The organism is Shewanella sp. 10N.286.52.C2 (assembly GCF_002874545.1).
GTDB lineage: Bacteria > Pseudomonadota > Gammaproteobacteria > Enterobacterales > Shewanellaceae > Shewanella.
The window spans coordinates 94,518-119,945 of sequence record NZ_MCTV01000017.1 but is presented as its reverse complement, the minus strand read 5'-3'; the positions used below and the strand labels follow the sequence as shown (position 1 = coordinate 119,945).

Genomic DNA, 25,428 nt, shown 5'->3' with positions numbered 1-25,428 from the left:
GCTTTTTTCATATCGCCGCCACACTTGCCTTCGCCACATTTGCCTTCTTTGGCTTTTTTCATATCGCCGCCGCATTTACCTTCACCGCATTTGCCTTCTTTGGCTTTTTTCATATCGCCGCCGCATTTACCTTCACCACACTTGCCTTCTTTAGCTTTTTTATCGCCGCCATCTAACTGGTAACCTGAATTCATTTGCTCAAAACCAAATGGATTTGCCTCTACAGACGTTGATACGCCAGCGGTTAATACGACTGCACCTAATGCCAATGCGACTGTTGTTTGCTTTACTGAGTTCATAATAATTTCCTTAAATTCAAACTTAATAATGATGACCAACAACAAACAGTGCTGGCTTACAGATGAATAGACCTACAACCTGTTACTTTTATTTCACATTAATTGATCTAAATCATCATTTTTTATTAAAAATATTGCTAGAGAAGTTCTCTAATGATTAAGGATAGGACAAAATATTCATCTATCAACTTGATATAAAAGATTAAATATTCAGTTGCAGCAGATAACAGTGAATTCAAATACTTGAAATGAATTTGTATAAAAAATTAAACTCGCTAGAATAGCGCTCCTTTTATAGTTAACCAGGTAGTACTGTGCACGTAGTCTTAGCTCCGATGGAAGGCGTCATTGATGATTTGATGCGAGAAATTTTATCTGAAATCAACCCTTATGATTTGGTGGTAACCGAATTTGTGCGGGTGATTAATCAGTTACTTCCTGAGAAGGTTTATCATAAATTATGCCCTGAGCTGCGTAATGGCGGTTTGACCGCATCAGGCACCCCGGTAAGAATTCAATTATTAGGGCAACATCCGCAAGTGATGGCAGAAAACGCCCAGCGCGCGGTTGAACTAGGCTCATGCGGTGTTGATGCTAACTTTGGTTGCCCCGCTAAAATGGTTAACCGCAGCAATGGCGGCGCAGTATTACTGCAATACCCGGATAAAATTCACGATATAGTCAAAGCAATGCGTGATGCAGTACCAGCAGATCAACCTGTTACTGCTAAAATCCGTCTCGGTTACGAAGATAAGTCATTATTTATGGAAAACGCCATCGCTGTGTATGAAGCGGGTGCTACCGAGCTTGCTATTCATGCTCGCAGTAAAACTGACGGCTATAAACCGCCAGCTTATTGGGAATACATAACCGAGGTGCGTGAGCGTTTACCTATCCCTATTATTGCTAACGGTGAGATTTGGAATAGTGATGATGCTAAGCGCTGTATGGCAGTTACAGGCTGTGACAGCATAATGCTGGGGCGCGGGGCAATGTCTCTGCCAAACCTTGCTGCCACCATAAAAGGCGTTGAAGCGCCTTACACTTGGTCACAAACGCTAAATTTGTTACTGAACTACACCCAAAAGCAGTTGGTTAACAAGAAAATTGATTATTACCCTGCCCGAGTAAAGCAATGGTTTACTTATTTGAATAAACAGTACCCTGAAGCTGATGTGTTATTCAGAGAGCTCAGAGTGCTTAAAACGGCTGAAGGTATCATTGCCATTTTAGAAAAAGCCCATGAACAACAGTTAGCGACTAACGGCTAACTTAAGCAGTCTTTTTAGCATTAACAGCTTTCATTAACTGAGAACTCATTTCTGTGATGGGTTTTCGGTTAAACAAACTGCATAATTCTTTTTGAGTCAGCAATTTGCCCCGATACAGACCATCATTGAGCTATCCCCTTCGCTATCTTGCTTAATTTACAGCACAAAATATAAGATTTTGCGCGTTTAGTTACCTACTTAGTTCACACTATATAAATAAAGCCTAATACTGAAATCCCAAATTAACTCTCAATTGATCTCCATCATAGTAAGCATATTGATTAACGGTAGACTGGATAACCAGTGAAATGAACAAACTAATTAGGTGATCTTGTGAACACTCAAGACGTACAACAAATATTATTGCAACGAGAAGCACAGTTAAAATATGAACTTGTACATCAATTAAACCAACAAACTCAGCCTTCTGCTCAAGTTCAATTTAATATGAGTTTGACCGAGTTGATTGAACTCATGAGTGAGCAGCGATTAACTGACACCCCTCTATTTGGACAACTAACCCGTCTTGATGCCGCTCTTTGCCAGCTTGAACTTGGCCTCTATGGTTTATGTTCTGACTGCGAGTCTGACATTGAAGCTGAGCGTTTGGCCACCGATCCCACTGAGCAGCGCTGTGCTCACTGCGCTGAAAAGTACAACCAACAACATCGTCATGAGCTTAAGCTAAGTCATTAAAGCTTGATTAATGCTTTAAAGTGCTTTCTATTCTTGATAGCAATTCATCGTCATTTATGGTCCGACCCAGATTTATAGTCTAATCCAGCCACAAAGTTGTTATTCGCAAATAAAAAAAACCTCCGCAAGCGGAGGTTTTTGGGTTTCAGGGAGGAGAAACTATTTTAGAACTTTTGGCTTAAGCGAACATAATAAGTACGACCTAATACATCATATAGACCTGTGTTCACATCACGATAGCCCGCAAAGTCATACCAAGTTGGCGCTTTTTCATCAAACAGGTTGTTAACACCTACTGTTACAGTGCCATCCCAGTCATGTGTGTAACCGACTTGGAAATTATGCTTAAAGTAATCAGGAGTATCTGTGATATAGCTGTAGCCAAGATCACGCCAGTAATCACCAGACTGACTGCCGATATAAACCGTAGTCCAAGCAGCATTAAAGTCGTTGTAATACCAAGCTGCGGCAAAGTTACCACGCCATTCTGGATAATCTTGAATACCAGCTAGGTCAATTGCTTCAGACTCTGCATTCGCTTGCTCTTCAAACTCTAGGATATGAGTTAAATCAACTTTAAAGTTGAAGTCACCAAAACCTGTTTCAACATTGTAAGTGGTTGCAAAGTCAAAACCTGAGGTTTTAACTGATGACATATTGATATAACCACTTTCTAGGTACTCAATTTTTCCATCACTTCCACGGTGAACTAACTCTGAACTACCGTTAATTTTTTCATCACGGATAACATCTGTTGCACTAACCGCTTCGATTTTATTGTCGTAGGTAATGTCATAGTAAGAAAGCTCAATGCTCCAAGCATCAGTCGCATTCCAAACTGCACCTAAAGTTAGCGAGTTACCTTCTTCAGCTTCTAGATTTGGGTTACCACCAAACCAGGTTTTATGCTGATTAGCTGTTGCACAATAGTTAGCGTCAGAGTCATTATTAGCCTCACACCAAACTGAGTCATACGCGGTTTCAAAGCTAAGTGATTGTGAAGAGAACATCTCACCCATATTTGGCGCACGGAAGGAGTCACCATAACTTGCACGAACAAGTAATGAATCAACCGGTCTCCAACTGACGCCTAACTTAGGTACTACTGCATCAAATGTTGAAGAATTAACGATTTCACCACTCGCGCCAGTTAACGTACCTGATTGCTCGTATCTTTCATAACGAACAGCCATAGATACATCAATATTCGCTGGTAGGCCTAATTGAATTTCAGTATATGCTGCGGTGCGATCACGCTCAGCATCAACATCATCACCACCTGAACCGCCTGAAATAATACCTGAAGCAGATTCAGGATCTGACATTTGCTTGAAGTTAATCATTTCATATTCAGCACCAACTAACATTGCTAAAGAAATGGTATCGTTTTCCACTAATAATGTTGAAGCTAAACCGTCAATTTGAGTACTATCAAATTGACCTTGATAAACACCAGTATGATTCGCAGCACTGTAAAGCGCTGTCATTTGCTGATCCCAATCTTCATAGCTCATACCGGTAGTATTGAAAATATCGTAATTACCTGTATCTAATTCACTCTGAATAATGTTGTCATTTATCAAATTGTAATTAAACGAGTTAGTTGTAGAACCAGAGTATTGGGCATTTAATTCCCAATCAATACCATTACCCACATCAGCAAAACCTACAAATCCACCTAAAATATCAAAGTTGTTGGTTTCTGTTAACGTATCACGTTCACCGATTTGTACCGAACGCATGTACAGCGTCATGTCTTTACCAGTCGGATTGTATTGGTTATCCGCAGCTAAGACAGGGTAATTAGTAGAGACTGGCGTACCAGCATATCGAGTATTTGTTTCACTTAGCGATGCTGAACCACGACCACGGAATTGAATGTCATCAGTGATTTGATAATTAAAATTGGTCATGAACGAATTACGTTCCATATCACCAAATAATTTGGTTACTTCACCATAACTGTAGTAACAACGGCCACTATTGTCTTCACCAATACCATTTGAGACATTCTCAGTTTGGTCACACATGTCAGAGTTTGAATAAAAATCGTAAACATAGATTGGTTCACCATCATCATCAAAGGCTGGAGTACCATCTTCATTAGTGTCTTGAACACCAGTGTTATAATAACCATTTGGCACAGAACTGAATGAACTGTAATCACCATAAGATGGATCATCCATGTTCCAAATATCACGGTCCATGACTGATTTAGTATCATAGTACTCATAAGTAAAAGTGATATTGCCTTTATCAGTATTAAAGCCTGTGGCAATTGAGAAACGGTTAGCATCACCACCTTCAACTGAAGGTTGCTCGGTACTGAAATCTAATTGGAATCCATCAAATTCCTTTTTAGTAATAATGTTAATAACGCCAGCAACAGCATCTGAGCCATAAACAGCAGAAGCGCCGTCACGTAAGATTTCGATACGTTCTACAATAGCTAATGGGATCTGTGAGGTATCAGCAGTGGCACCTGAACTTGAACTAGTACCAGGCATACGACGACCATCAAGTAGTACTAGCGTTGCTTGAGCGCCCAGCCCGCGCATGTTGACAGAACTCGTTGCACTAGCTCCTGAACCGTACCCTGACGTACCACGCCATGAGCCAAATGCATTTATAGAAGAGTTGTTTAATACATCAGCAACTGTTTTCTCACCTGTTAATGCAATATCAGCAGCACTTAATACGGTAACTGGTGAAGAAGTTTCCATATCAACTTGCTTGATACGAGAACCCGTTACTTCAATCCGTTCTACTTTTTCAGCCACTTCTTCTGCAAAAGCGACCCCCGAAAACGCAACTGATGTGGCAGCTGCTGCAAGCAAACCGCGACGGATCGCTCTTGCTGTTAATGTCATTGTACTCATGTAAATCTCCCTGGACGTTAAATATCATTAACGCATTGACTTATTATTGTTTTATTTAGTTGTGCTGAAGTTAAAACCTCGATTCGATACTGTTAAATCAACGCTTAATCTTCAACATTAGTCACAGCTTTTTAACTGCCAGAGCACAAATTGATACAGATGCTCGCTCAAACAAACGACCAGAACATAAAATAACACCATTAAACAGCAACTTGAGACCAGCGACCAAAAAGAAAGCCTCCAAGCAACCGCTTGATACACTTCCTTTCAATTGATAAAGAAGAGTTTAAAAAATTAACCACTGGTAACACTGCAAAGAAAGATCAGTAAACGATACGGGATTGTTCTATAGATAAAACAAAACCCCAACCAAATGAATGGTTGGGGTTTTCATTAAGACAAACAAATTATCTTATAAACGTTAGCTTAAAACTTAACGCTTGCTCTAACGAAGAAGTAACGACCTAATACATCATAAGTGTACGGATCGGTATTCGAATCGTTGTTACCTGTGTAGTATGGAGGCTCTTCATCTAATACGTTATTCACACCACCAGACAATCTAACTGTTTCGGTAATGTCATAGTTAGCTGAGATATCGTGGTAAACGATTGAGTCAACTGAAGGCGCGTAACAATCACTTGGATCATCTTTACACGCAAATGAGTCCATACCATCAATGTAACGCGCTTCATAAGTAGCTGACCAATCATCACCAGCTGCAGTTAAGTTGAAGTTGGTTTTAAATTCAGCATAAGCACCAACACCACCAGTAATGAAGCCTTTATAATCAACAGCATTACCATCTTGGTCAAATTCTTCATATGTATCTAAGATAGAAGTATCAAGACCCGCTTTCCAATCTAGACCTAAACCTTCGAATGTGTAAGCTAAGTTAATATCGAAACCAGATGTATTTGTTTCACCAATGTTTTGTAAACCATTATCAAAACTTATACGGCCAGTGTTATCAATTTCAATGTTAGATGCCTGACATAAAGCAGTACCTTCATTGATCTTATTACCATTAGCATCTAAACACTGGTTAGCAATGTAGTTTGAATCTACTGAAGTAATTGTATTTGTAATGCCAATATCATAGTAATCAACAGTTAACGATAAACCATCAACAAAGCTTGGAGAATAAACTAAACCAAGAGTAGTAATATCCGCTTCTTCAGGTGTTAACAGTGGGTTACCACCAACTGTTACTTCCGCTTGAGTTTGATCTGTTGCAGGGTGAACAATTTGATCGAATGACGGAGACTTACCACCAAATAATTCAGATACTGTTGGTGCACGGAATGCAGTTGATTGACCACCACGAAGCATTAAGTCATCAAATACACGCCAAGTTAAACCAAGTTTCCAAGTCGTATCATCACCGAATGTGCTGTAATCGAAGTAACGAATAGCAGCGCTCAGATCAACTTGTTGAAGTAATGGAATATCGCTGATTAGCGGAATTGCAAGCTCAACGTAGGCTTCATTAACATCAAATGAACCTGAAGTTGCTTCAACACGTGGGTCATTTGCAAGACCTTGAGCCGTTAATGAATCAGGAGTGTAGTATGCAGATTCTTTACGGAATTCATAACCCGCAGCAAAACCCATAGTACCTGCAGGTAAATCAACGATATCACCAGAAAGAGAAAGCGAAGCAATATCTAACTCGCTACCACCAGCATTCACTTCTGTATATACGAATGGAGCAATACTATCGCCCATCCAAGATGACTGAAGGAAAGGATCAAATTCTTCAGCTTGCACAGCATCATTGATAGAGCCGATATTGTGTAGGTTTGCTAATGTGTCTACTGAATCATTCTTACCTTTATTGTAAGAAGCATCCCATGTCCAACCATTGTCGAACTCGCCTTCAACACCAACAACTAAACGGATCGTGTCAACCACTTGAGAAAAGTCACGAGAACCACTCTCAACCATACGACGACCATAATCTACAAGTTCGCCATCTTCTACCCATGGAAGAAGATCATCAGTCATCCAACCGCCTGCAGAAATTGGCTGGTATTCCCAAGATTCGCTGTTCCAGATTGGTTGTGGCGCCATTTGTTGGTCAGACCAACGCTTAGAGTACATTGCTTCAGAGAAGAACATGATTGAATCAGATAGCTCATAAGTACCAGCCATACTTAAATTCAAACGCTCCATCGGAGTAGATAGGAAACTTGAAGCTGAATAGTTATAACGGTCAGCATCAGTGAACTCATGGTACTCACCACCACGACCACTTAAATCAGCACCATTTGCTCCCCAAATATGGCCGCCTTCTGAGTATGAAGAACCGGCACAATATAGGCCGTCAGCGCCTTCAGCAATTGGACATTCAGAGAAGTCACGATCTGCTTGGCTTGCATCGCCACGCTTGGTGTACTGAGCGTTGATTACAACGTTACCTTTATCGAAGGTATTACCCATAGTGAAGTCAATGCTTGATTCATCTGCATCACCTTGACCTGAAATACCCGTTTGAACATTTAGCTCAAAACCATCAAAATCACGTTTTAAGATTACGTTAACTACACCAGCGATAGCATCAGTACCATAAACTGCTGATGCGCCGTCTTTTAGTACTTCAACACGTTGGATCATAGAAACTGGGATTGTGTTTAAATCAACTGAAGACGCTGCGCCAGTACCTGATGCAATCATACGACGGCCGTTAACAAGAACTAAGGTACGGTTAGAACCTAAACCACGAAGGTTTACACGGGCGTTACCACCTGAGCCGTTATTTACAGCTGCATTGGTCATCGCACCACCAGAAGATGTCATCTTCTGTAATACATCATCGATTGATGTTGCGCCAGAAGCGATAATCGCTGAAGCGTCAATAACGCTAACTGGGCTAGCAGTTTCCATATCGGTACGTTTAATACGTGAACCAGTAACTGCAATTCTTTCTACTTTCTCAGCTTGCGCTTCTTCAGCAATAACACTGCCTGAAAAAACTGAACCTGTTGCGACGGTTGTTGCTGCTATTGTCAAAAAGCCACGGCGGATTGCCTTAGCTGTCAAAGATAATGAACTCATTATTAAACTCCCTTCGTCATGTTTCAAATAAACCCACAACGTTATATTTATAATTTTTAGGTTAACTAATTTAGTCAACTAAAGTCATTATTGTTAAATAAGTCGACCTTAGTCAACAAATTTCACAAATAAATAACCAATAGGGTTGCGTAAGATACAACATAAAATGAGATCGTGTTACAAGTTAAGTTAATCACATAAAAACAACTACTTACAAATACAAGATGAACAGTTGTTACTAAATATAAATATAAAGTTTGCACTTTTGTTGCGCGCAACATTAAATCAGATCAAAAATCAACCTACCGAGTTAAATATAGATAAAAGTTTAAATAATTAATAAACAATACAACACAAAGAATTTAACCTCATTAACAATTTGACAACCTAGGTATCAAAAAATAACTTTGTAAAGTTCAAATAATATTTAATAAACGTATAAATAATGACAGTAAATACATAATAAATTTCAAGCAATGTTAATTGTATGATCTAAATGAATTCTAAATATTGTTTTATCTCTTTAGTATATGTTCTCGGAAATCAATTGCGTTGAGTCTCGGCGGTAAAGATGAGAGTTGGTAGAGTTTTTTTCGTGTAAAAATGAACACTGAGAGTATTAGATGTAACCGAGCAATTTAAATGACAAGAGAGGCATAACTAAAGCTAGCTTATGTAGGGAAGTAAGTAAGCTAGTCTATTTTTCATCAAAACCTTTTGTTAAACATATTTTTTAGGAATAAAAAAAGGAGCCATAAGGCTCCTTTTTAAAATCAATGTAGAATTTAGCGTGTGCGTGCACACAACTCTTCTGCACTGAAGAAGTAAGCAACTTCACGTTCAGCAGATGCTACAGAATCAGAACCGTGAGCAGCGTTCTCATCGATGCTTTCTGCGAAATCAGCACGGATAGTGCCTTCAGCAGCTTCAGCTGGGTTAGTCGCACCTAAGATTTCACGGTGAGCTAGAACAGCGTTTTCACCTTCAAGCGTTTGAACCATGATAGGACCAGAAGTCATGAATGCAACTAAAGCACCGAAAAAAGGACGCTCGCTATGCTCAGCGTAGAAACCTTCTGCTTGCTCTTTAGTAAGGTGCACCATTTTAGAAGCGATGATCTTAAGACCAGCAGTTTCAAAACGGTTGTAGATAGCACCGATGTGGTTTTTAGCAACTGCATCTGGTTTAATAATTGAAAAAGTGCGTTCGATCGCCATTGTGAGCTTCCTTTAAATAACAAATATATTTTAAAATTCGCGCGGATTATACGTAATTTAGCCTGTAATGCATAGTGTTATCGGCGTCACGTTATCAAAATTTAACCATGTGACCAAGGTAATAGTAAAATTGTGATAAAACGCATGCTCGTGAGTAACCTCTTAATAATAAGCCGTTTAATATTTCTGCAGCATAGCCTCAAAGGGGCTCAAGGATCTTGCAACGAGCGTAGCCTACTGATGTATAAAATCATCTTGGCTCAATATGGACAGCTTATAGGCGAAGAATAAAGCAAAATTGTCGTTAATGATTAATAGCGCATAATCGTGTTAGCCTAAGCAGGCTGCAAAAAAGCAGCGGCTATGTCGAGACATAGAACCGCTGCTTTGAAATAACGCTATAAACTGTTATTAGCTAAAAAGCAGTCAGTACTAGTGAAGTAAACTAGCCTTCACTGACCATATTAATAGTATATTTAGGTATTTCGATAACCATATCGGTATCAACCACTTTAGCCTGACAAGCTAGACGACTTTCAGGCTCTAAACCCCAAGCTTTATCTAGCATGTCATCTTCCAATTCATCACTTTCTTCTAGCTCATCAAAGCCTTCACGGACGATACAATGACAAGTGGTACAGGCACATGACTTTTCACAAGCATGTTCAATATGAATGCCATTTTTTAAAGCAACGTCTAAAATCGTTTCGCCTATTTCTGCTTCAAGAACTGCTCCATCAGGACACAGCTCTTCATGGGGTAAAAATACTAACTGCGGCATTTGTTCACCTATATATTATCGACAGACTGGCCTTTCAGTGCTGTTCGAATTGAATTATCCATACGACGATTAGCAAACTCTTGGGTTTGTGCATCTAACGCTTCAATCGCTTTTTCAATCGCGTCAGTATCATCGCTTTGAGCGGTCACTTGTAACTGTTCAATGGCGCTATAAATAGCACTGCGCTCTTGCTCATTTAATAAGTCCGCATCTTTTGCTAATGCTGCGGTTAGTGTTTCCACTACTCGAGACGCTTCAACTTGCTGCTCAGCTAGCATACGACGGCTAATGTCATCTTTAGCATGCTTCATTGAATCTTTCAGCATAGTCGCTATTTCAGAGTCAGATAAACCAAATGAAGGTTTTACCTGAATCGTGGTCTTCACTTCAGTTGATTTTTCCATAGCGGTTACGCTAAGTAAACCATCAGCATCCACTTGGAAGGTCACGCGAATATGCGCAGCACCTGCGGCAAGCGCTGGAATACCATTTAGGGTAAAGCGCGCTAATGAACGACAATCGTCAACCATTTCACGTTCGCCCTGCACCACATGAAATGCCATCGCCGTTTGACCATCTTTAAAAGTGGTAAACTCTTGAGCGCGAGCCACTGGAATGGTGGTGTTACGGGTGACGACTTTTTCAATAAGGCCGCCCATCGTTTCGATACCCAAAGACAATGGAATGACATCAAGTAGTAATAAATCTGATTCAGGTTTATTACCCACTAAAATATCTGCCTGAATTGCTGCGCCAATGGCGACGACGCGATCAGGATCGATTGAGGTTAATGGTGTTTTCCTAAAGAAAGTTTCAACCTGCTCACGCACTAAAGGCACACGAGTTGAGCCACCGACCATCACCGTTTCGATAATATCATCAGTGGTGACATCGGCATCACGTAATGTTCGGCGACAGCTTGATATGGTTTTCTTAACTAATGAACTAATCAATGCTTCAAAATCAGCCTTAGTCACTTGTGTTTCTACGCGCTCAGCATTATCTAACGTAATCGATGCTATGCAGGTCTCAGATGTGGTTAAGTGCTCTTTAACTCTTCTCGATTCAATCAATAATTGACGCGAAAGGGTGGCAGACAAATCTGTTAAACCAAAAGCTTGCTGCAGGTGTGCTTGCAATAAATGATCAAAGTCATCGCCACCTAAAGCAGAATCACCACCAGTAGCCAATACTTCAAACACACCACGATTTAGACGCAGTATTGAAATATCAAATGTACCACCACCTAAGTCATAAATGGCGATCACACCTTCTTGTTTTGAATCTAAACCATAAGCAATTGCTGCTGCTGTTGGTTCATTGAGTAAACGTAATACTTTAACGCCTAACAGCTCCGCAGCATCTTTAGTGCCTTGACGCTGGGCATCATCAAAATAAGCCGGTACGGTAATCACCACACCTTCAAGATTCCCGCCTAATGTTGACTCAGCACGGGCAATGAGTGGCTTTAAGATTTCAGCTGATACTTGCACAGGATTAACAGCGCCAAACGCAGTATTAAAAATCGGTAAGCCATTGTCACTCGAGCTAAAGTCGTATGGGAGCTGTTGCTCTTTTGCTTGAATATCAGCAAGACTTCTACCCATAAAACGTTTAATTGAAACAATGGTGTTTTTAGGGTCTTGGGCAGATTGTGCTTGTGCATTAACACCGACATCAATTGATTCGGCATTATAATGGACCACAGAAGGAAGAGAATGCTGTCCGTTATCATCAACTAGCGTTGATGCTTCGCCACTTCTAACTGCCGCAACTAAAGAGTTTGTGGTACCTAAGTCGATACCAACAGCAAGGCGATGCTGATGGGGCGCGGCGCTTTGACCGGGCTCAGCGATTTGAAAAAGGGCCATAGTAATCCAATTGTTTATTAGTAAACATTCATCGATTAAATCAAAACAAAATGCTCTGTTAAAAACAGAGCATTAAGTTTACCAATCCATTAGTCTAGTAATGAATCTTCAATTTTAGCGAGTTCATCTTGCAATTTTGCCATAAATTTTAGCTTTCTGATCTGATCTGCCGCTAATAAATTATCATTATCGGTGTCTTTAACCAGTAAAATAGCAAGGCTTTGCGAGAGTGACTTTTCAAAATCAGCAAAAGAGTCAAATAAGTCACTGATTAAGTCGTCGGGTTGCTGGCTGTGCTCGATATCTTCTAATGCTTCACGCCATTCCATCTGCTGCATTAAAAATGCAGTGTCTTTAACTGTGGTGGTTTCATGGCTTATATCAATACCACGAAGGCTCAATATGTGTTCGGCACGTCTGAGCGGATTCTTGAGAGTCTGATAACCATCATTAACTTGTGCAGTACGCTGCACGGATAATAATTTTTGTTGCTCAGATCCATTAGCGAATTTATCGGGATGAACCGCCCGTTGCAGTTCGCGGTAGCGTTCTGCAAGTTGGGCGATATCGATATCAAAGGAAGGTGAAAATTGAAATAACTCAAAATAATTCATTGGCAGATATCATGCTCTTTGATTGGTGATTTGCGATACAAGCTTCATAGTATAGATTAACTAAACAGTGAAACTTTCACCACAACCACATTCACCTTTGGCATTAGGGTTGTTAAATTGAAAACCTTCGTTTAGGCCTTCTTTAACAAAATCTAACTCTATACCTTGCAGATAAATAAAGCTTTTGGCATCTATGATGATATTTACGCCTTCGATGTCATAAACTTCATCGTCGTCATTAATTTCATCGACAAACTCGATGACATAAGCCATACCTGAACAACCAGATGTTCTTAACCCAAGGCGTAAACCTAAACCTTTCCCACGATTTACTAGAAAAGATTTAACTCTATCAGCCGCAGCTGGGGTCATTGTAATTGCCATCTTAACTCCAGGTATTACTTATCTTGCTTTGATTTGTACTCATCCAACGCTGCTTTAATAGCATCTTCAGCTAAAATTGAGCAATGGATTTTAACTGGTGGAAGCGCTAACTCTTCTGCAATGTCTGCATTTTTAATCGTAGCGGCTTCTTCAACAGTTTTGCCTTTAACCCATTCTGTTACTAATGAGCTTGATGCAATGGCACTACCACAACCATAAGTTTTGAATTTAGCATCTTCAATGATGCCATTCTCGCCTATTTTAAGTTGTAATTTCATTACATCACCACATGCGGGTGCACCTACCATTCCGGTTACCACTGATGGATCATTTTTATCAAATGAACCAACGTTACGTGGATTTTCATAATGTTCGATTACTTTTTCGCTGTAAGCCATAACAATTCTGCTCCGTTTATCGCTATCGATAATAATGTATTAGTGATGTGCCCATTGAACTTGATCAAGGTCGATACCATCTTTGAACATCTCCCATAATGGAGACATTTCACGTAATTTACCGATAGATTCATCAATTACTTTAATTGCATGCTCGATTTCTTCATCAGTGGTAAAACGACCGATTGAGAAGCGAATTGAGCTATGTGCCATTTCATCATTTAAGCCTAGTGCACGTAATACGTAACTTGGTTCTAGGCTTGCTGAAGTACATGCAGACCCTGATGAAACCGCTAAATCTTTAAGCGCCATCATTAATGACTCGCCTTCAACAAAGTTGAAGCTGACGTTGAAAATGCCGCAATAACGTTGCTGCATGTCACCATTAATATAAGTTTCTTCAATATGTTTAATGCCATTCCATAACTTGTCACGTAGACGAAGGATACGGGCACTGTCTTCAATCATATCTTGCTTAGCAATCGCGGCTGCTTCGCCTAAACCAACAAGTTGATGTGTCGCTAATGTACCACTACGCATACCACGTTCATGTCCGCCACCATGCATTTGTGACTCTAAACGGATACGAGGCTTACGGCGCACATATAATGCACCTACGCCTTTAGGCCCATACATTTTATGGCCAGAAATTGAAATCAAATCAACTTTAATTGCTTGTACATCAATCGGTAATTTACCAGCACTTTGTGCTGCATCCATATGGAAGAAAATACCTTTTGAGCGACATAATTCGCCAATGGCTTCGATGTCTTGAATCACACCAATTTCATTGTTTACATGCATGATGCTCACTAAAATAGTGTCTTCACGCATGGCAGCTTCAATCACTGACAATGCAATTAAACCGTTTGCACTTGGTTCAAGGTAAGTGACCTCAAAGCCTTCACGTTCAAGCTGACGACATACATCTAACGTTGCTTTATGTTCTGTCTTGCTAGTGATGATGTGCTTGCCTTTCTTGTGATAGAAATGCGCAATACCTTTAATGGCAAGGTTACTTGATTCAGTCGCACCAGATGTAAATACAATTTCACGGTGATCAGCGTTGATTAAATCTGCTACTTGGTTACGAGCAATATCAACTGCTTCTTCGGCTTGCCAACCATAACGATGAGAACGAGATGCAGGGTTACCAAACACACCGTCCATTGTCATAAATTGCACCATCTTGTCGGCAACGCGTTTGTCGACAGGGGTTGTTGCGGCATAGTCTAAATAGATAGGAAGCTTCATCATACACTCCGTACTGAGTAGCCCAAAGGAGGCTACTAACAACGTACATATAAATAGTTATCAATATATGAACAGGAAATTATAAACTAACTCTATGTTCATTCTGCATTTCATCTTGCTTTAGTGAGATAAATTGAACATCTCGTTTGTGCATCAATCCAGCAAGTGTAATGCCATCTAAGAAATCTGAAATTTGTTTACTTAAGTCACCCCATAGCGAATGGGTTAGACAGCGGGTGCCACTTTGGCAGTTCCCTTTTCCCTGACAACGAGTCGCATCGACAGACTCGTCAACAGCATGGACAACCATGCCTACAGAGATATCATTGGCTTCTTGGCCTAGGCGATAACCGCCACCAGGACCACGCACGCTTGATACAAGACCATGTTTACGAAGCTTGGCGAAAAGTTGCTCAAGATAGGAAAGCGATATCCCCTGTCTCTCAGAAATATCCGCTAAGGGAACTGGCCCGGTAGCTGAGTGAATTGCAACGTCCAGCATAGCTGTCACTGCGTAGCGACCTTTTGATGTCAGTTTCATAACGTTATTTGCTCCCATAAACCATAGAGCAATTTCACCATACCCGAGTATTTTAGTCAAGTATTTAACCAAGTAATTTACTCAAGTATTATCTCTCGTTCACATCTAACAATTTAGGTCTTAAAATTTGCAGGGCTATTTAACCTTTTTATAGTGCAAGATTCAATGCCAGCGAGCCATTAAAAGCCCTAATTTGTGATAAATTCGTCCTACTTTTACAAAAATGCTTCAGTTGTTAAAATTTGCAGTACAGAAATAAAAAATCGACACCCAGATAAGTGGGTGTCGATTGTGTCATTTTCAAGTCTACTGATTATATAATCGGGTCAAACTTATCAATTTCTTGAGTACGTTTTTCAGCCGCTTCTTGTTCAGCTTCAGTAAAGTCGTCAACATTCAACTCTGGTAGCTTTTCAGTACAGACTTCACCGCCCATGGTTTGCACCGCTTGGCAAATCTCTTGTACTTTAGAGTCCATTAAATGCATATGATCAAGCATTTGCCCAATGGCACTGGCAACAGGATCTGGGTTGTCTGGCGACACTGCATAGGCATCAAAGCCGTATTTTTTCGCCATGGCGCTTCTACGCTCAGTTTGTTCTTTCGATTGCGCTGAAGGACTTGATACCACACGGCCAGGTATACCCACTACAGTAGTGTCTTTAGCAACATCTTTAACCACTACTGAATTTGAGCCAACTCTTGCGCCATCATGCATCGTAATAGGCCCCAGAATTTGTGCCCCAGCACCAACCACCACATTATTTTGCAGTGTTGGGTGACGTTTTCCCGCTTGCCATGTTGTGCCACCTAAGGTAACGCCATGATAAAGCGTACAATCATCACCAATTTCGGCTGTTTCACCAATCACAACGCCCATACCATGATCGATAAAGAATCGACGGCCAATAGTCGCACCAGGATGAATTTCGACCCCTGTTAACCAACGCGAAAAAGTAGACAAACATCGAGATAGCAGACGCCAATTTGCATTCCAAAGCTTGTTACTGATGCGATGGATCCAAATTGCCTGCATACCAGGGTAGTTCATTAATATTTCGAAACTACTGTTCGCCGCGGGATCGCGGTGATATATAGATTCAATATCTTCTTTTAGTCGCGCAATCACGCCCATATAACAATCCTTAATACGTTAACGTTATGAATCTTTGTTCTCGTCTGATTTCGCGACTTTTTTATCGATTGAAGTCAATATACCGCGCAGAATATTCATCTCCGCAGTTTCAACCCTTGCACGGGCGAATAAACGTTTAAGTTTGGTCATAATCTGCCCTGGATGATTCTTAATAATGAAGTTAGTTTTTGTTAGTGTTGACTCAAGGTGTACATAAAAACGCTGTAAGTCTTCTGCTAACGGGTATTCTTCTTCAACCGTTGCTTTTTCATCTAACGCAAGGTGGGCCATGCGGGTTTCATAACAAATGATTTGTACCGCTTGCGCCAAGTTCAATGAGCTATATTCTGGATTTGCAGGTATGGCTACATGATAATGACACTCTTGTAATTCCTCATTGCTTAACCCGTGGTTCTCACGACCAAAGACAATCGCTACAGGCCCTTTTATCCCTTCAAGAGCAAGTTTTTCACCTGCTTCTTTTGGCACTAGCATTGGCCAATCTAAAGTACGACTTCTGGCACTGGTTGCAATGACTAAGCTACAGTCTTTGATTGCATCCGTTAAAGAATCAACAATAGTGATATCTCGGATTAAATCTGCTGCGCCAGCAGCAAGTGCAATAGATTGCCCATCAGGCTCAACTCTTGGTTCAGCCAAATATAAATTTGATAACCCCATGGTTTTCATGGCTCTTGCTGTAGAACCAATATTACCAGGGTGTGATGTACCCACTAAAACAACGCGTATATTACTCAGCATGAAACTACTTTATTCTTTAAAAAACTATTTTGGAATAGTAACACAAGCAGCAATTAATTCGTTATATGAAAATCTGCATTTGATATAACTGTCAAAAAGCGTATAATATGCCGCTGATTTATTCGTTCTTTAACATCCAGGGGATTGCTATGCATCCGATGCTGACTATTGCCACGCGCGCTGCACGCGCTGCGGGCCAAACTATTATGCGCGCCTACACTGAACTCGACAATGTTGAGATTGATTCAAAAGGTCTAAATGACTTTGTTACGAGTGTAGACAAGGAAGCTGAATCTACCATTACATACCAAATTCGTAAATCTTACCCAGATCATACGATTGTTGGCGAAGAAAACGGTGAAAACCGTGGCACCAATAAAGATTATGTGTGGATAGTTGATCCTTTGGATGGTACCAACAACTTCGTTCGTGGTATCCCTCATTTCGCAGTTTCTATCGCTGTTCAATACAAAGGCAAAATTGAAGTTGCCGTTGTTTACGATCCTGTACGCGAAGAACTGTTCTCTGCCGTTCGTGGTAAAGGCGCTAAAGTTAATGACTTCCGTCTACGTGTAACTAATGTTAAAACACTTGATGGCACCATTATTGGTACTGGTTTCCCGTTCAAAGCTCGCCAACACACTGAATCTTACCTAAACATCTTAGGTGAAGTATTCCCTGTATGTGCAGACATTCGTCGCACCGGTTCAGCAGCACTTGATTTAGCCTATGTTGCCGCGGGTCGTTTTGACGGTTTCTTTGAAATCGGTCTTAAGCCTTGGGACATCGCAGCAGGCGACTTAATCTGTCGTGAAGCTGGCGGTACTGTAGCTGACTTTACCGGAAACCATAACTATATGACTTCAGGTAATATTGTTGCAGGTTCTCCTAAAGTGACTTCCGAGTTAGTTAAAATTATGCGTCCTTTATTAAATGAAGGCTTAAAACGCTAATTTCAATTAACGCCAAAAGCCGCCTTTTATGGCGGCTTTTTTGTATCTGCAGTTCTTTAGCCTTCAATGGCACTGCTAAATAGTGATGATATTGGGATAAATTTATATTATTTGAACTAGATCACTCAGCATTATTCCATTTAGCAGAATATACTGAATTATCAATCAAATTTATAATAAGAGATGTAATAATCATGCCACTCCCTATACTCCGCCAAATAGGTGTTAAAAGCCTTAAAGGCGTCGAACATATCGTTCTTTTCATTATTTCTCTTGCGACCGTCTTTGCCATTGGCGAAGAGGTGATGCATATGTTCGATATTAGAACCGTAGAACTTGCCGATTTGCTACTACTCTTCATTTATCTTGAAGTCTTAGCCATGGTGGTCAATTACCTCGAGTCAGGTAAGCTACCTATCCGCATGCCACTATATATTGCTATTGTGGCACTGGCCCGTTACTTAATTCTTGATATGAAAGATATGGATGACTGGCGCATACTGGCGATTTCTGTTTCAACGATTGTGCTAGCAGCCACGGTCATTGTCATTCGCTGGGGACAACTGAAACTGCCCTACCCTAAAAGCAAAGATTTCGACTAAGCTCACAGAGTAGACACCTTTGTTAATTTATATCAACAAATAAAGCGATAAGTGACTTACTTATCGCTTTTTTTAACGATGTTGATTACTATCACTAATAATGACTAATACTTATGATGGATTAAGCAAACAGGGAGCGATAAGGTTATGTCAAATGAGCCTATAGGGTTTGAAGAAAAAAGAGCTTCTTTAAGAGTCGATATGGAAGCCGAGCGAGTTTTATTGCATTGGATTGACGCTAATGGCCAGCCCCAGGAAGATGCTGGCATTTGTATCGATTTAGCCCGTAAAGGAATTTTAATCGACTATAAAGCGCCGTTTGCCTTAGGCGACTTAATCGCAGTCACCTTCAACCATAACACTGACAAACAAAATACCATCAAAGGCCAAGTATGTCGTTGCCTTGAGTCAAATCCACAGAGTTATCATATTGCCATGCAGTTGCTTTAAACGCTTAAAGCAGTGCAATATCTTTAACATTAAGGTGATACTATGATTATATTAGTCGGCGGCGAAAAAGGTGGTAGTGGCAAAAGTTGTTTAGCGCAAAACCTCGCTGTATATGTAACCGAAACCTTCAATGCCAGTGTATTGATGGTTGATTGTGACCCGCAAAAAACCACCTCAGATTGGATCCAAGCCAGAAATGAACACCCCAGTTTAAAACCCATTAATTGCATTCAATTATACGGCAAAATCCGTAATGACTTACTTAGTCTTAATGAGCGCTTTGAATACGTTATTGTCGATTGCGGTGGTCAAGATAACCTTGCCATGCGCGCAGCGATGTCAGTCGCCACTTACGTACTCATTCCGCTTAGGCCCAAAAGACGTGATTTAAAAACGCTTCCACACATGGAGGACATGCTAAGCACCTGTAAAATGGTCAACCCAAAAATGGTGGCTGCAATAGTCGTCAGTCAATGCCCTGCTCTGCCATCGCAATTTAAGCGTATTTTAGAGGCCAAGGAAGTAGTGCAATCATTTGGCTTAAAAGCGCTAAATGCCATTACCTTCAATCGTAATATTTATGATGACAGCGAAGAAAGTGGCTCGTCAGTGCTTGAGATTGACCCTGAAGGTAAAGCAGCAGTAGAAATTCGCGCCATAGCCGAAGAGCTTTTTGCCATTCCACCAGATAATAGCTTCGAGTTTTAGGTCTGATATGCTGAAGTTTCAGTGTGGTTAACTTAGCACTGAAACATTTCAGCACTAACGTCATCAGCAAGCCAATGTTATAATGTCGGCAAATTGGTAAATTAAGCTGCGTACATGACTCAAGCAAACAATCCTCTTCATGGAATTAAATTAGAAACTATTGTCACTGAATTAGTGGAAAAGTATGGCTGGGAAGAATTAGGCAGCCGCATTAATATTCGCTGTTTTCAAGATAATCCAAGTGTTAAATCCAGCCTCAAGTTTTTAAGAAAAACCGAATGGGCCCGTGATAAAGTTGAATACTTATGGCTAAAAACCAACAAGCTGCCTTTGCCTGCTCCTAAAGTTTATGATGCAGCAAAATCAACGACAAAGGCTCATCAAGGCTCGGGTGCCAAACCTGTGTCCAAAGCGCAAAATAATAAATGCACTGCAGGTGTTAACGCTGATATTTGGGGCAAATAAACACCATTGATAAACAAGCGGTCTGAAACAAACCTCTAACTACCTGTTTATTCGGTAAATAGTACAAAAAAGCCTGATTGGTTTAATTAAACCATCAGGCTTTTTTGTAACCGATGAAACTACATAGGGAATTCAAAAATTAATCGCCACACCTGTAACTCCCCATCAGTTTGATAACTCATACCAAATCGGTCTGTACTGAACCATCCCCAACCTAACGGCTTAGACAAGGCTAATGTCACTCCCACTTCATAGGAATATTGCGTAAGCACATTTTCTTGCACTGGGGTAACAAACTTAAGTTTATCGAAATACCAGCGCCCCGCTACAAACAAGCGTGGCTCAACGGTATACTCACCCCAATCCCAGCGTTGATTTAAGCCAAAATCAATGCCAGATTGCAATACAGAATAGCCATCAGAGCTGTCATTGATACTGCTTTTATAGCCAGCATAATAAATTCGGTTAACCCACACCGGATTATATTTGGGTTGTGCCAATTCATATAACGCTGAAAAACCAGTAGAGAAAATCCCCACATTACTGGAATTTGAAAAGTTATGCCCGTAGCCCAAATCTAAATAGGTTTCTAGGGTGAGCTGCTCGTCATAAAACCATTTGTACTCAATCCCTGGGGTTATGGTCATAGTGCCGACACCATCGGGTAGTTCACCTTCTGGCAAGTCACTAAAAGAGTAATTAAAAAAGCCCAATGAAACTGGCAACCTTAGGGTCAGCAGGTGATCATCGGCCTGTTCAATATCAAATGCGAAAGGAATATTGGCCACTGCAGCGCTCTGGCCAGAAGCGCGATAAATCCCGCTGCCAATATAATTTGCAAAAGCGTAATGGGAAAGATCGGGGTTGTCAGCATCAAATTGAGCCTGACAAGGTTGAACAACAAAAAGCGCTGCAATAGCTATTACAGCGCTTTTATATAATGGAAATTGATTTGCTTTAAAACCAGTAAACCAACTCAGTAACATGATTTAATCTACGCTATTTCGTCAACTGTTATTTATTGTCATCAATAAAATGGTGTTCTGTCATCATATGACCTAACTCGGTTGATTTGGTTTTTAAATATGCTTCATTGTAACGGTTTTTGCCCACTTGCAATGGAACTCTTTCGCTCACTTCAATGCCAACTGCCTGCATGGCCTTCACTTTACGTGGATTATTGGTCATTAACTTCACTTTGCTAACACCAATTTGAGCTAACATAGGTTCAATCATATCGTACTTACGCATATCAGCTTCAAAACCTAAACGTTCGTTAGCTTCAACAGTATTGGCACCTTGATCTTGCAGTTCGTAGGCTCGGATTTTATTCAGTAAACCAATGCCACGGCCTTCTTGTCTTAAATAAAGAATAAAACCTTGGCCTAATTCAGCAATATTTTGCATTGCAGTTTGCAGCTGAAAACCACAATCACAACGCAAACTAAACAAGGCATCACCGGTTAAACATTCAGAGTGAATACGACCTAACATTGGCTCATTAGCATTTAGCTCACCAAACGTTAGCGCAACATGTTCTTTACCGGTTTCGGTATCTTCAAAACCATGCATTGCAAATACGCCCCAAGGCGTAGGTAACTTAGAAGTGGCGATATATTTAATCGACATTGACCAACCTTTCAGACAACGCTCAATTTATGAGTCTCATCATCCATGCAACTGACTTACGTCATAACTAATAGGGATAAACTGGATTAGAATTTTGCTGGGGCAAAACCAGTTACTGCTTTAATATTCATTTCGCGGCCAAGCGCAGTCATTGGATGTACAACAACTAATCCTTTAACTGATTTTTTTAATTTACCCATGTCTGCTTGTTCCGCTTTGGTCAGCACACGACTAAATTTTAGTTCTTTTACATCTTTACCGGCTTTGTTTAATTGACGTGATTGCTGATTTTTCAAACTTGCAATACGTTTTGTTACTGTCGCGATCTCTTTTTTAAACTGCATGGTAACCGCTTTATCTTCACGGGCTTGTGCAGCAGCAAGTTTACGGCGAAACTTTTCTGCTTTATCGTTTAATGCTTGCAGTTCTTCTTTTAAATTCATTGTGTTACCTTAAATTTCAACATTGTGCCACTGACACAATAACATGCTCAAACACAGCACTTGTATCAATCCAACACGTTTACGGAGGCGAAGTATAACAGTTCGTTAGACGAAACACATTATCCACAGCAGCTTATGGTTAATCTATTTGAACTAAATCATGAATAATTTGATTACTGCTACCACGCCACTTCAAACTGGGATCCGCTAAATCTTGCTCGAACTTGCCATCCACTAACACATCTACATAGTCTAATACTTGCAGTTGTTTGAGGGACATTTGATCGAGCTTGTAGCCACTCCATAGCCAAATGTCTTTATCTGGGCATTGTTGTTTTACCCGTTTAACCAAAGACAAAATGCTGTCGAGATTAGCTGGGAATAATGGGTCGCCACCAGAAAGTGATAAACCACGGCGCTTGATACGAGTATCATTTAAATCAGCAATAATTTGTTCTTCCATCATTTGGCTAAATTCATGGCCTGAACGAGGATCCCAAGTAGACTGATTATAACAACCACGGCATTGATGCTCACAACCTGAAACAAACAAGGTCGCGCGGGTACCTGGGCCGTTGATCACATCGATAGGAAAATACTGATGGTAATTCATAATCACTTCTCTTACTGCTCATTGTCGCGTAAACACTCACGCTGTAAACCTATTTGCATCACTAAGGCCAAACCAAAACAAGGCGCTTAAAGCGCCTTGTTGGGTTAATCACGGAATTAGCTTTGCTAACTTCATGAATTTGCTATTTATAAATGCTTAACGCGGCGTTTAACTTCTTCTTGCTTACCATAGTTAAATGGTCTTGCATCAGGGCTGCCTAGATAACCACATACACGACGGGTTACCGACACACGGCTTGGCTCATGGTTGCCACATTTAGGGCACACAAAACCTTTACTGGTACAGTTAAACTCACCAACGTAACCACAGTCATAACATTCATCGATTGGGGTATTGGTACCGTAATAAGGCACTCTGGTGTAACTGTAATCCCAGACGTTTTCTAATGCTTCAATATTGTGCTGCATGTTCGGGAACTCACCGTAACAAATAAAGCCACCATTGGTGATTTCTGGGTACGGTAATTCAAACTCAATTTTATCGTATGGATTGACTTTCTTTTCGACGTCTAAATGGAAACTGTTAGTGTAGTAACCTTTATCAGTAACCCCTGCAACCACACCAAACTCTTTGGCATCTAGCTGGCAAAAACGACTACATAAGTTTTCACTTGGGGTGCTGTATAGGCTAAAGCCATAACCTGTTTCTTGTTTCCACGCTTCAGTCGCGCGCTTCATCACTGAGATAATTTCAATGGCTTTAGTGCGTAACAGCTCGCTATCAAACACGTGCTCATCAGTACCATAAAGTGCATTAATGGTTTCATGTAAGCCAATGTAGCCTAATGAGATTGACGCGCGGCCATTTTTAAAGATTTCAGACACATCATCATCTGCATTTAAACGAACACCACAAGCACCTTCCATATATAGGATTGGTGCAACACGCGCTTTTACACCCACTAAGCGGGCAATACGGGTATCGAGTGCTTTACGAGCGAGTGTCATTCTCTGTTCTAATAAGGCAAAGAAAGCGGTTTCGTCGCCCTTGGCTTCAATGGCGATTCTAGGTAAGTTTAAGCTGACAACACCTAAGTTGTTACGCCCTTCATGAATTAACTCACCATTTTCTTCATAAGTTCCTAAGAATGAACGACAACCCATTGGCGTTTTAAATGAACCAGTAACGCGTTCAACTTGTTCATAATTAAGAATATCTGGATACATGCGCATGGTGGCACACTCTAATGCTAACTTCTTCACATCGTAGTTAGCATCAGCAGCTTTATGATTTAGGCCATCACGAATAGCAAAAACCAGTTTTGGGAATACCGCTGTTTTACGGTTTTTACCTAGACCTGCCATACGTACTTTAAGAATCGACTTTTGAATTAAACGCGCTTCCCAGCACGAGCCTAAGCCAAAACCAAAGGTCACAAATGGCGTTTGGCCATTGGCGGTATGAAGGGTATTTACTTCATATTCTAAAGACTGGAATGCGTCGTAACATTCTTTTTCAGTTTGCGCCATGGCAAAGGCTTCAACATCTGCTACGCCCCACTCTTTACCGATAACCAACTGCTTTTGATAGCTCTTTTGAACGAACTCAGCTAATACTTCATCAATGCGGTTAATGGTGGTGCCGCCATAGATATGGCTAGCCACTTGGGCAATAATTTGCGCAGTTACTGCAGTCGCAGTTGAAATTGATTTAGGGGTATCAATTTCAGCATTACCCATTTTAAAGCCATGGGTTAACATGCCTGCTAAATCAATTAGCATGCAGTTAAACATTGGGAAGAATGGTGCATAGTCTAAGTCGTGATAATGCAGTTGACCTGACTCATGTGCAGCAACAATATCTTTTGGCAATAGATGCGACTTGGCATAATGTTTGGCCACGATGCCAGCAAGTAAATCCCGTTGAGTTGGAATAACTTTAGCGTCTTTATTGGCATTTTCATTTAAAATCGACGCGTCGCTTTGTTCAACCAAACCACGAATTTCGCAGTTCAATTTACTTTTGGCTTCACGGCAAATATCACGGTCGTGACGATACTCAATATAATGACGCGCAACCTCTTTATGAGGACCTTCCATTAATAAGTTTTCAACTAAAGCTTGTAAATGATGGATCTCAACTTCTTCATCGTTAGCAACTTGATCTCTAATCACACAAGCGACTGTTGAAGCATAGTCTTCATCAGCACTACCTGTAGCAGTTTCCATTGCTGCAACAATGGCATCCTTGATCCGCGACTCATCAAATAGAGTACGACAACCGTCCCTTTTAATTACTACAGGCATTACTTTTACTCCTTTTATGCACAGGATATAAACACTATATATCCACACATAATTATCAACAAACACAATATATGGTGCATTAGGCAATAATAGGCACTAAAAATCCATGATCTAGATCATGTTTTGATGAAGGGGAACA

Annotated in this window: 25 protein-coding genes; 7 read left to right on the top strand and 18 right to left on the bottom strand. The window is 40.6% G+C overall.

The genetic code is table 11. The features are described 5' to 3' along the window. On the bottom strand, positions 1-299 hold a 299-nt coding region (locus tag BCU94_RS19660; protein WP_102476092.1), incomplete at its 3' end, for a hypothetical protein. A 314-nt stretch (positions 300-613) separates the two neighbouring features. Between BCU94_RS19660 and BCU94_RS08055 the strand changes: the two genes are divergently transcribed. Further along, positions 614-1,570, top strand: a complete 957-nt coding sequence (locus BCU94_RS08055) for a tRNA-dihydrouridine synthase (RefSeq protein ID WP_102476091.1) — start codon at positions 614-616, stop codon at positions 1,568-1,570. A gap of 333 nt (positions 1,571-1,903) precedes the next feature. Next, positions 1,904-2,266 carry a TraR/DksA C4-type zinc finger protein gene (locus BCU94_RS08050; protein ID WP_241904975.1) on the top strand — a complete coding sequence of 121 codons (363 nt, stop codon included), beginning with the start codon at positions 1,904-1,906 and terminating at the stop codon, positions 2,264-2,266. Between the two features lie 164 nt (positions 2,267-2,430). On the opposite strand, the gene BCU94_RS08045 is transcribed toward BCU94_RS08050, so the two are convergent. From BCU94_RS08045 to trmJ, 12 genes are all read right to left on the bottom strand, one after another. After that, entirely contained in the window at positions 2,431-5,145 is a 2,715-nt protein-coding gene (locus BCU94_RS08045) for a TonB-dependent receptor (RefSeq protein ID WP_102476090.1), read from the bottom strand. A 426-nt stretch (positions 5,146-5,571) separates the two neighbouring features. Then, positions 5,572-8,202: a TonB-dependent receptor gene (locus BCU94_RS08040; protein ID WP_102476089.1), complete on the bottom strand. Its 2,631-nt coding sequence runs from the start codon at positions 8,200-8,202 to the stop codon at positions 5,572-5,574. Between the two features lie 785 nt (positions 8,203-8,987). Further along, positions 8,988-9,419, bottom strand: a complete 432-nt coding sequence (gene ndk, locus BCU94_RS08035) for a nucleoside-diphosphate kinase (protein ID WP_102440383.1) — start codon at positions 9,417-9,419, stop codon at positions 8,988-8,990. A 445-nt stretch (positions 9,420-9,864) separates the two neighbouring features. Next, positions 9,865-10,200, bottom strand: coding sequence for an ISC system 2Fe-2S type ferredoxin (gene fdx, locus BCU94_RS08030; protein ID WP_076542310.1), 336 nt, complete (start codon positions 10,198-10,200; stop codon positions 9,865-9,867). 8 nt (positions 10,201-10,208) lie between these two features. Then, positions 10,209-12,071 (bottom strand): Fe-S protein assembly chaperone HscA, encoded by a 1,863-nt coding sequence (hscA, locus tag BCU94_RS08025; RefSeq protein WP_102476088.1) that lies wholly within the window; start codon positions 12,069-12,071, stop codon positions 10,209-10,211. Positions 12,072-12,160: 89 nt separating this feature from the next. After that, on the bottom strand, positions 12,161-12,685 hold the full coding sequence (hscB, locus tag BCU94_RS08020; protein WP_102440390.1) for a co-chaperone HscB: 525 nt from the start codon (positions 12,683-12,685) through the stop codon (positions 12,161-12,163). 60 nt (positions 12,686-12,745) lie between these two features. After that, on the bottom strand, positions 12,746-13,069 hold the full coding sequence (iscA, locus tag BCU94_RS08015) for an iron-sulfur cluster assembly protein IscA (RefSeq protein ID WP_102440391.1): 324 nt from the start codon (positions 13,067-13,069) through the stop codon (positions 12,746-12,748). Positions 13,070-13,083: 14 nt separating this feature from the next. Next, a complete protein-coding gene (gene iscU / locus BCU94_RS08010; RefSeq protein WP_076542320.1) occupies positions 13,084-13,467 on the bottom strand; it encodes a Fe-S cluster assembly scaffold IscU in 384 nt (127 codons plus the stop codon). Positions 13,468-13,506: 39 nt separating this feature from the next. After that, positions 13,507-14,721, bottom strand: a complete 1,215-nt coding sequence (locus tag BCU94_RS08005; protein WP_102440392.1) for an IscS subfamily cysteine desulfurase — start codon at positions 14,719-14,721, stop codon at positions 13,507-13,509. A 79-nt stretch (positions 14,722-14,800) separates the two neighbouring features. Then, positions 14,801-15,262: a Fe-S cluster assembly transcriptional regulator IscR gene (gene iscR, locus BCU94_RS08000; protein WP_076542338.1), complete on the bottom strand. Its 462-nt coding sequence runs from the start codon at positions 15,260-15,262 to the stop codon at positions 14,801-14,803. Positions 15,263-15,575: 313 nt separating this feature from the next. Then, positions 15,576-16,397: a serine O-acetyltransferase gene (gene cysE / locus BCU94_RS07995; protein ID WP_102476087.1), complete on the bottom strand. Its 822-nt coding sequence runs from the start codon at positions 16,395-16,397 to the stop codon at positions 15,576-15,578. A gap of 24 nt (positions 16,398-16,421) precedes the next feature. Beyond that, on the bottom strand, positions 16,422-17,159 hold the full coding sequence (trmJ, locus tag BCU94_RS07990) for a tRNA (cytosine(32)/uridine(32)-2'-O)-methyltransferase TrmJ (RefSeq protein ID WP_102440394.1): 738 nt from the start codon (positions 17,157-17,159) through the stop codon (positions 16,422-16,424). 149 nt (positions 17,160-17,308) lie between these two features. On the opposite strand from trmJ, the gene suhB reads away from it, so the two are divergent. From suhB to BCU94_RS07965, 5 genes are all read left to right on the top strand, one after another. After that, entirely contained in the window at positions 17,309-18,112 is an 804-nt protein-coding gene (gene suhB / locus BCU94_RS07985) for an inositol-1-monophosphatase (RefSeq protein WP_076542340.1), read from the top strand. A 194-nt stretch (positions 18,113-18,306) separates the two neighbouring features. Continuing rightward, positions 18,307-18,714, top strand: a complete 408-nt coding sequence (locus BCU94_RS07980) for a phosphate-starvation-inducible PsiE family protein (RefSeq protein ID WP_076540074.1) — start codon at positions 18,307-18,309, stop codon at positions 18,712-18,714. A gap of 147 nt (positions 18,715-18,861) precedes the next feature. After that, on the top strand, positions 18,862-19,164 hold the full coding sequence (locus BCU94_RS07975) for a PilZ domain-containing protein (protein WP_102440396.1): 303 nt from the start codon (positions 18,862-18,864) through the stop codon (positions 19,162-19,164). Positions 19,165-19,206: 42 nt separating this feature from the next. After that, entirely contained in the window at positions 19,207-19,872 is a 666-nt protein-coding gene (locus BCU94_RS07970; protein WP_102440397.1) for an AAA family ATPase, read from the top strand. Positions 19,873-19,986: 114 nt separating this feature from the next. Next, on the top strand, positions 19,987-20,337 hold the full coding sequence (locus BCU94_RS07965; RefSeq protein WP_102476086.1) for a VF530 family protein: 351 nt from the start codon (positions 19,987-19,989) through the stop codon (positions 20,335-20,337). Positions 20,338-20,456: 119 nt separating this feature from the next. Here the strand turns inward: BCU94_RS07965 and BCU94_RS07960 are convergent, their stop codons facing one another. The 5 genes from BCU94_RS07960 to nrdD all read right to left on the bottom strand — a co-directional run bounded on the left by BCU94_RS07960 (position 20,457) and on the right by nrdD (position 25,289). Beyond that, on the bottom strand, positions 20,457-21,323 hold the full coding sequence (locus BCU94_RS07960) for a hypothetical protein (protein WP_102476085.1): 867 nt from the start codon (positions 21,321-21,323) through the stop codon (positions 20,457-20,459). Positions 21,324-21,351: 28 nt separating this feature from the next. Further along, positions 21,352-21,966 carry a GTP cyclohydrolase II gene (gene ribA / locus BCU94_RS07955; RefSeq protein ID WP_076540064.1) on the bottom strand — a complete coding sequence of 205 codons (615 nt, stop codon included), beginning with the start codon at positions 21,964-21,966 and terminating at the stop codon, positions 21,352-21,354. 86 nt (positions 21,967-22,052) lie between these two features. Further along, positions 22,053-22,409, bottom strand: coding sequence for a YibL family ribosome-associated protein (locus tag BCU94_RS07950; RefSeq protein WP_102476084.1), 357 nt, complete (start codon positions 22,407-22,409; stop codon positions 22,053-22,055). A gap of 139 nt (positions 22,410-22,548) precedes the next feature. Further along, a complete protein-coding gene (gene nrdG, locus BCU94_RS07945) occupies positions 22,549-23,022 on the bottom strand; it encodes an anaerobic ribonucleoside-triphosphate reductase-activating protein (RefSeq protein ID WP_102476083.1) in 474 nt (157 codons plus the stop codon). A 146-nt stretch (positions 23,023-23,168) separates the two neighbouring features. After that, positions 23,169-25,289: an anaerobic ribonucleoside-triphosphate reductase gene (gene nrdD / locus BCU94_RS07940; protein WP_102440401.1), complete on the bottom strand. Its 2,121-nt coding sequence runs from the start codon at positions 25,287-25,289 to the stop codon at positions 23,169-23,171. Positions 25,290-25,428: the final 139 nt, after the last annotated feature.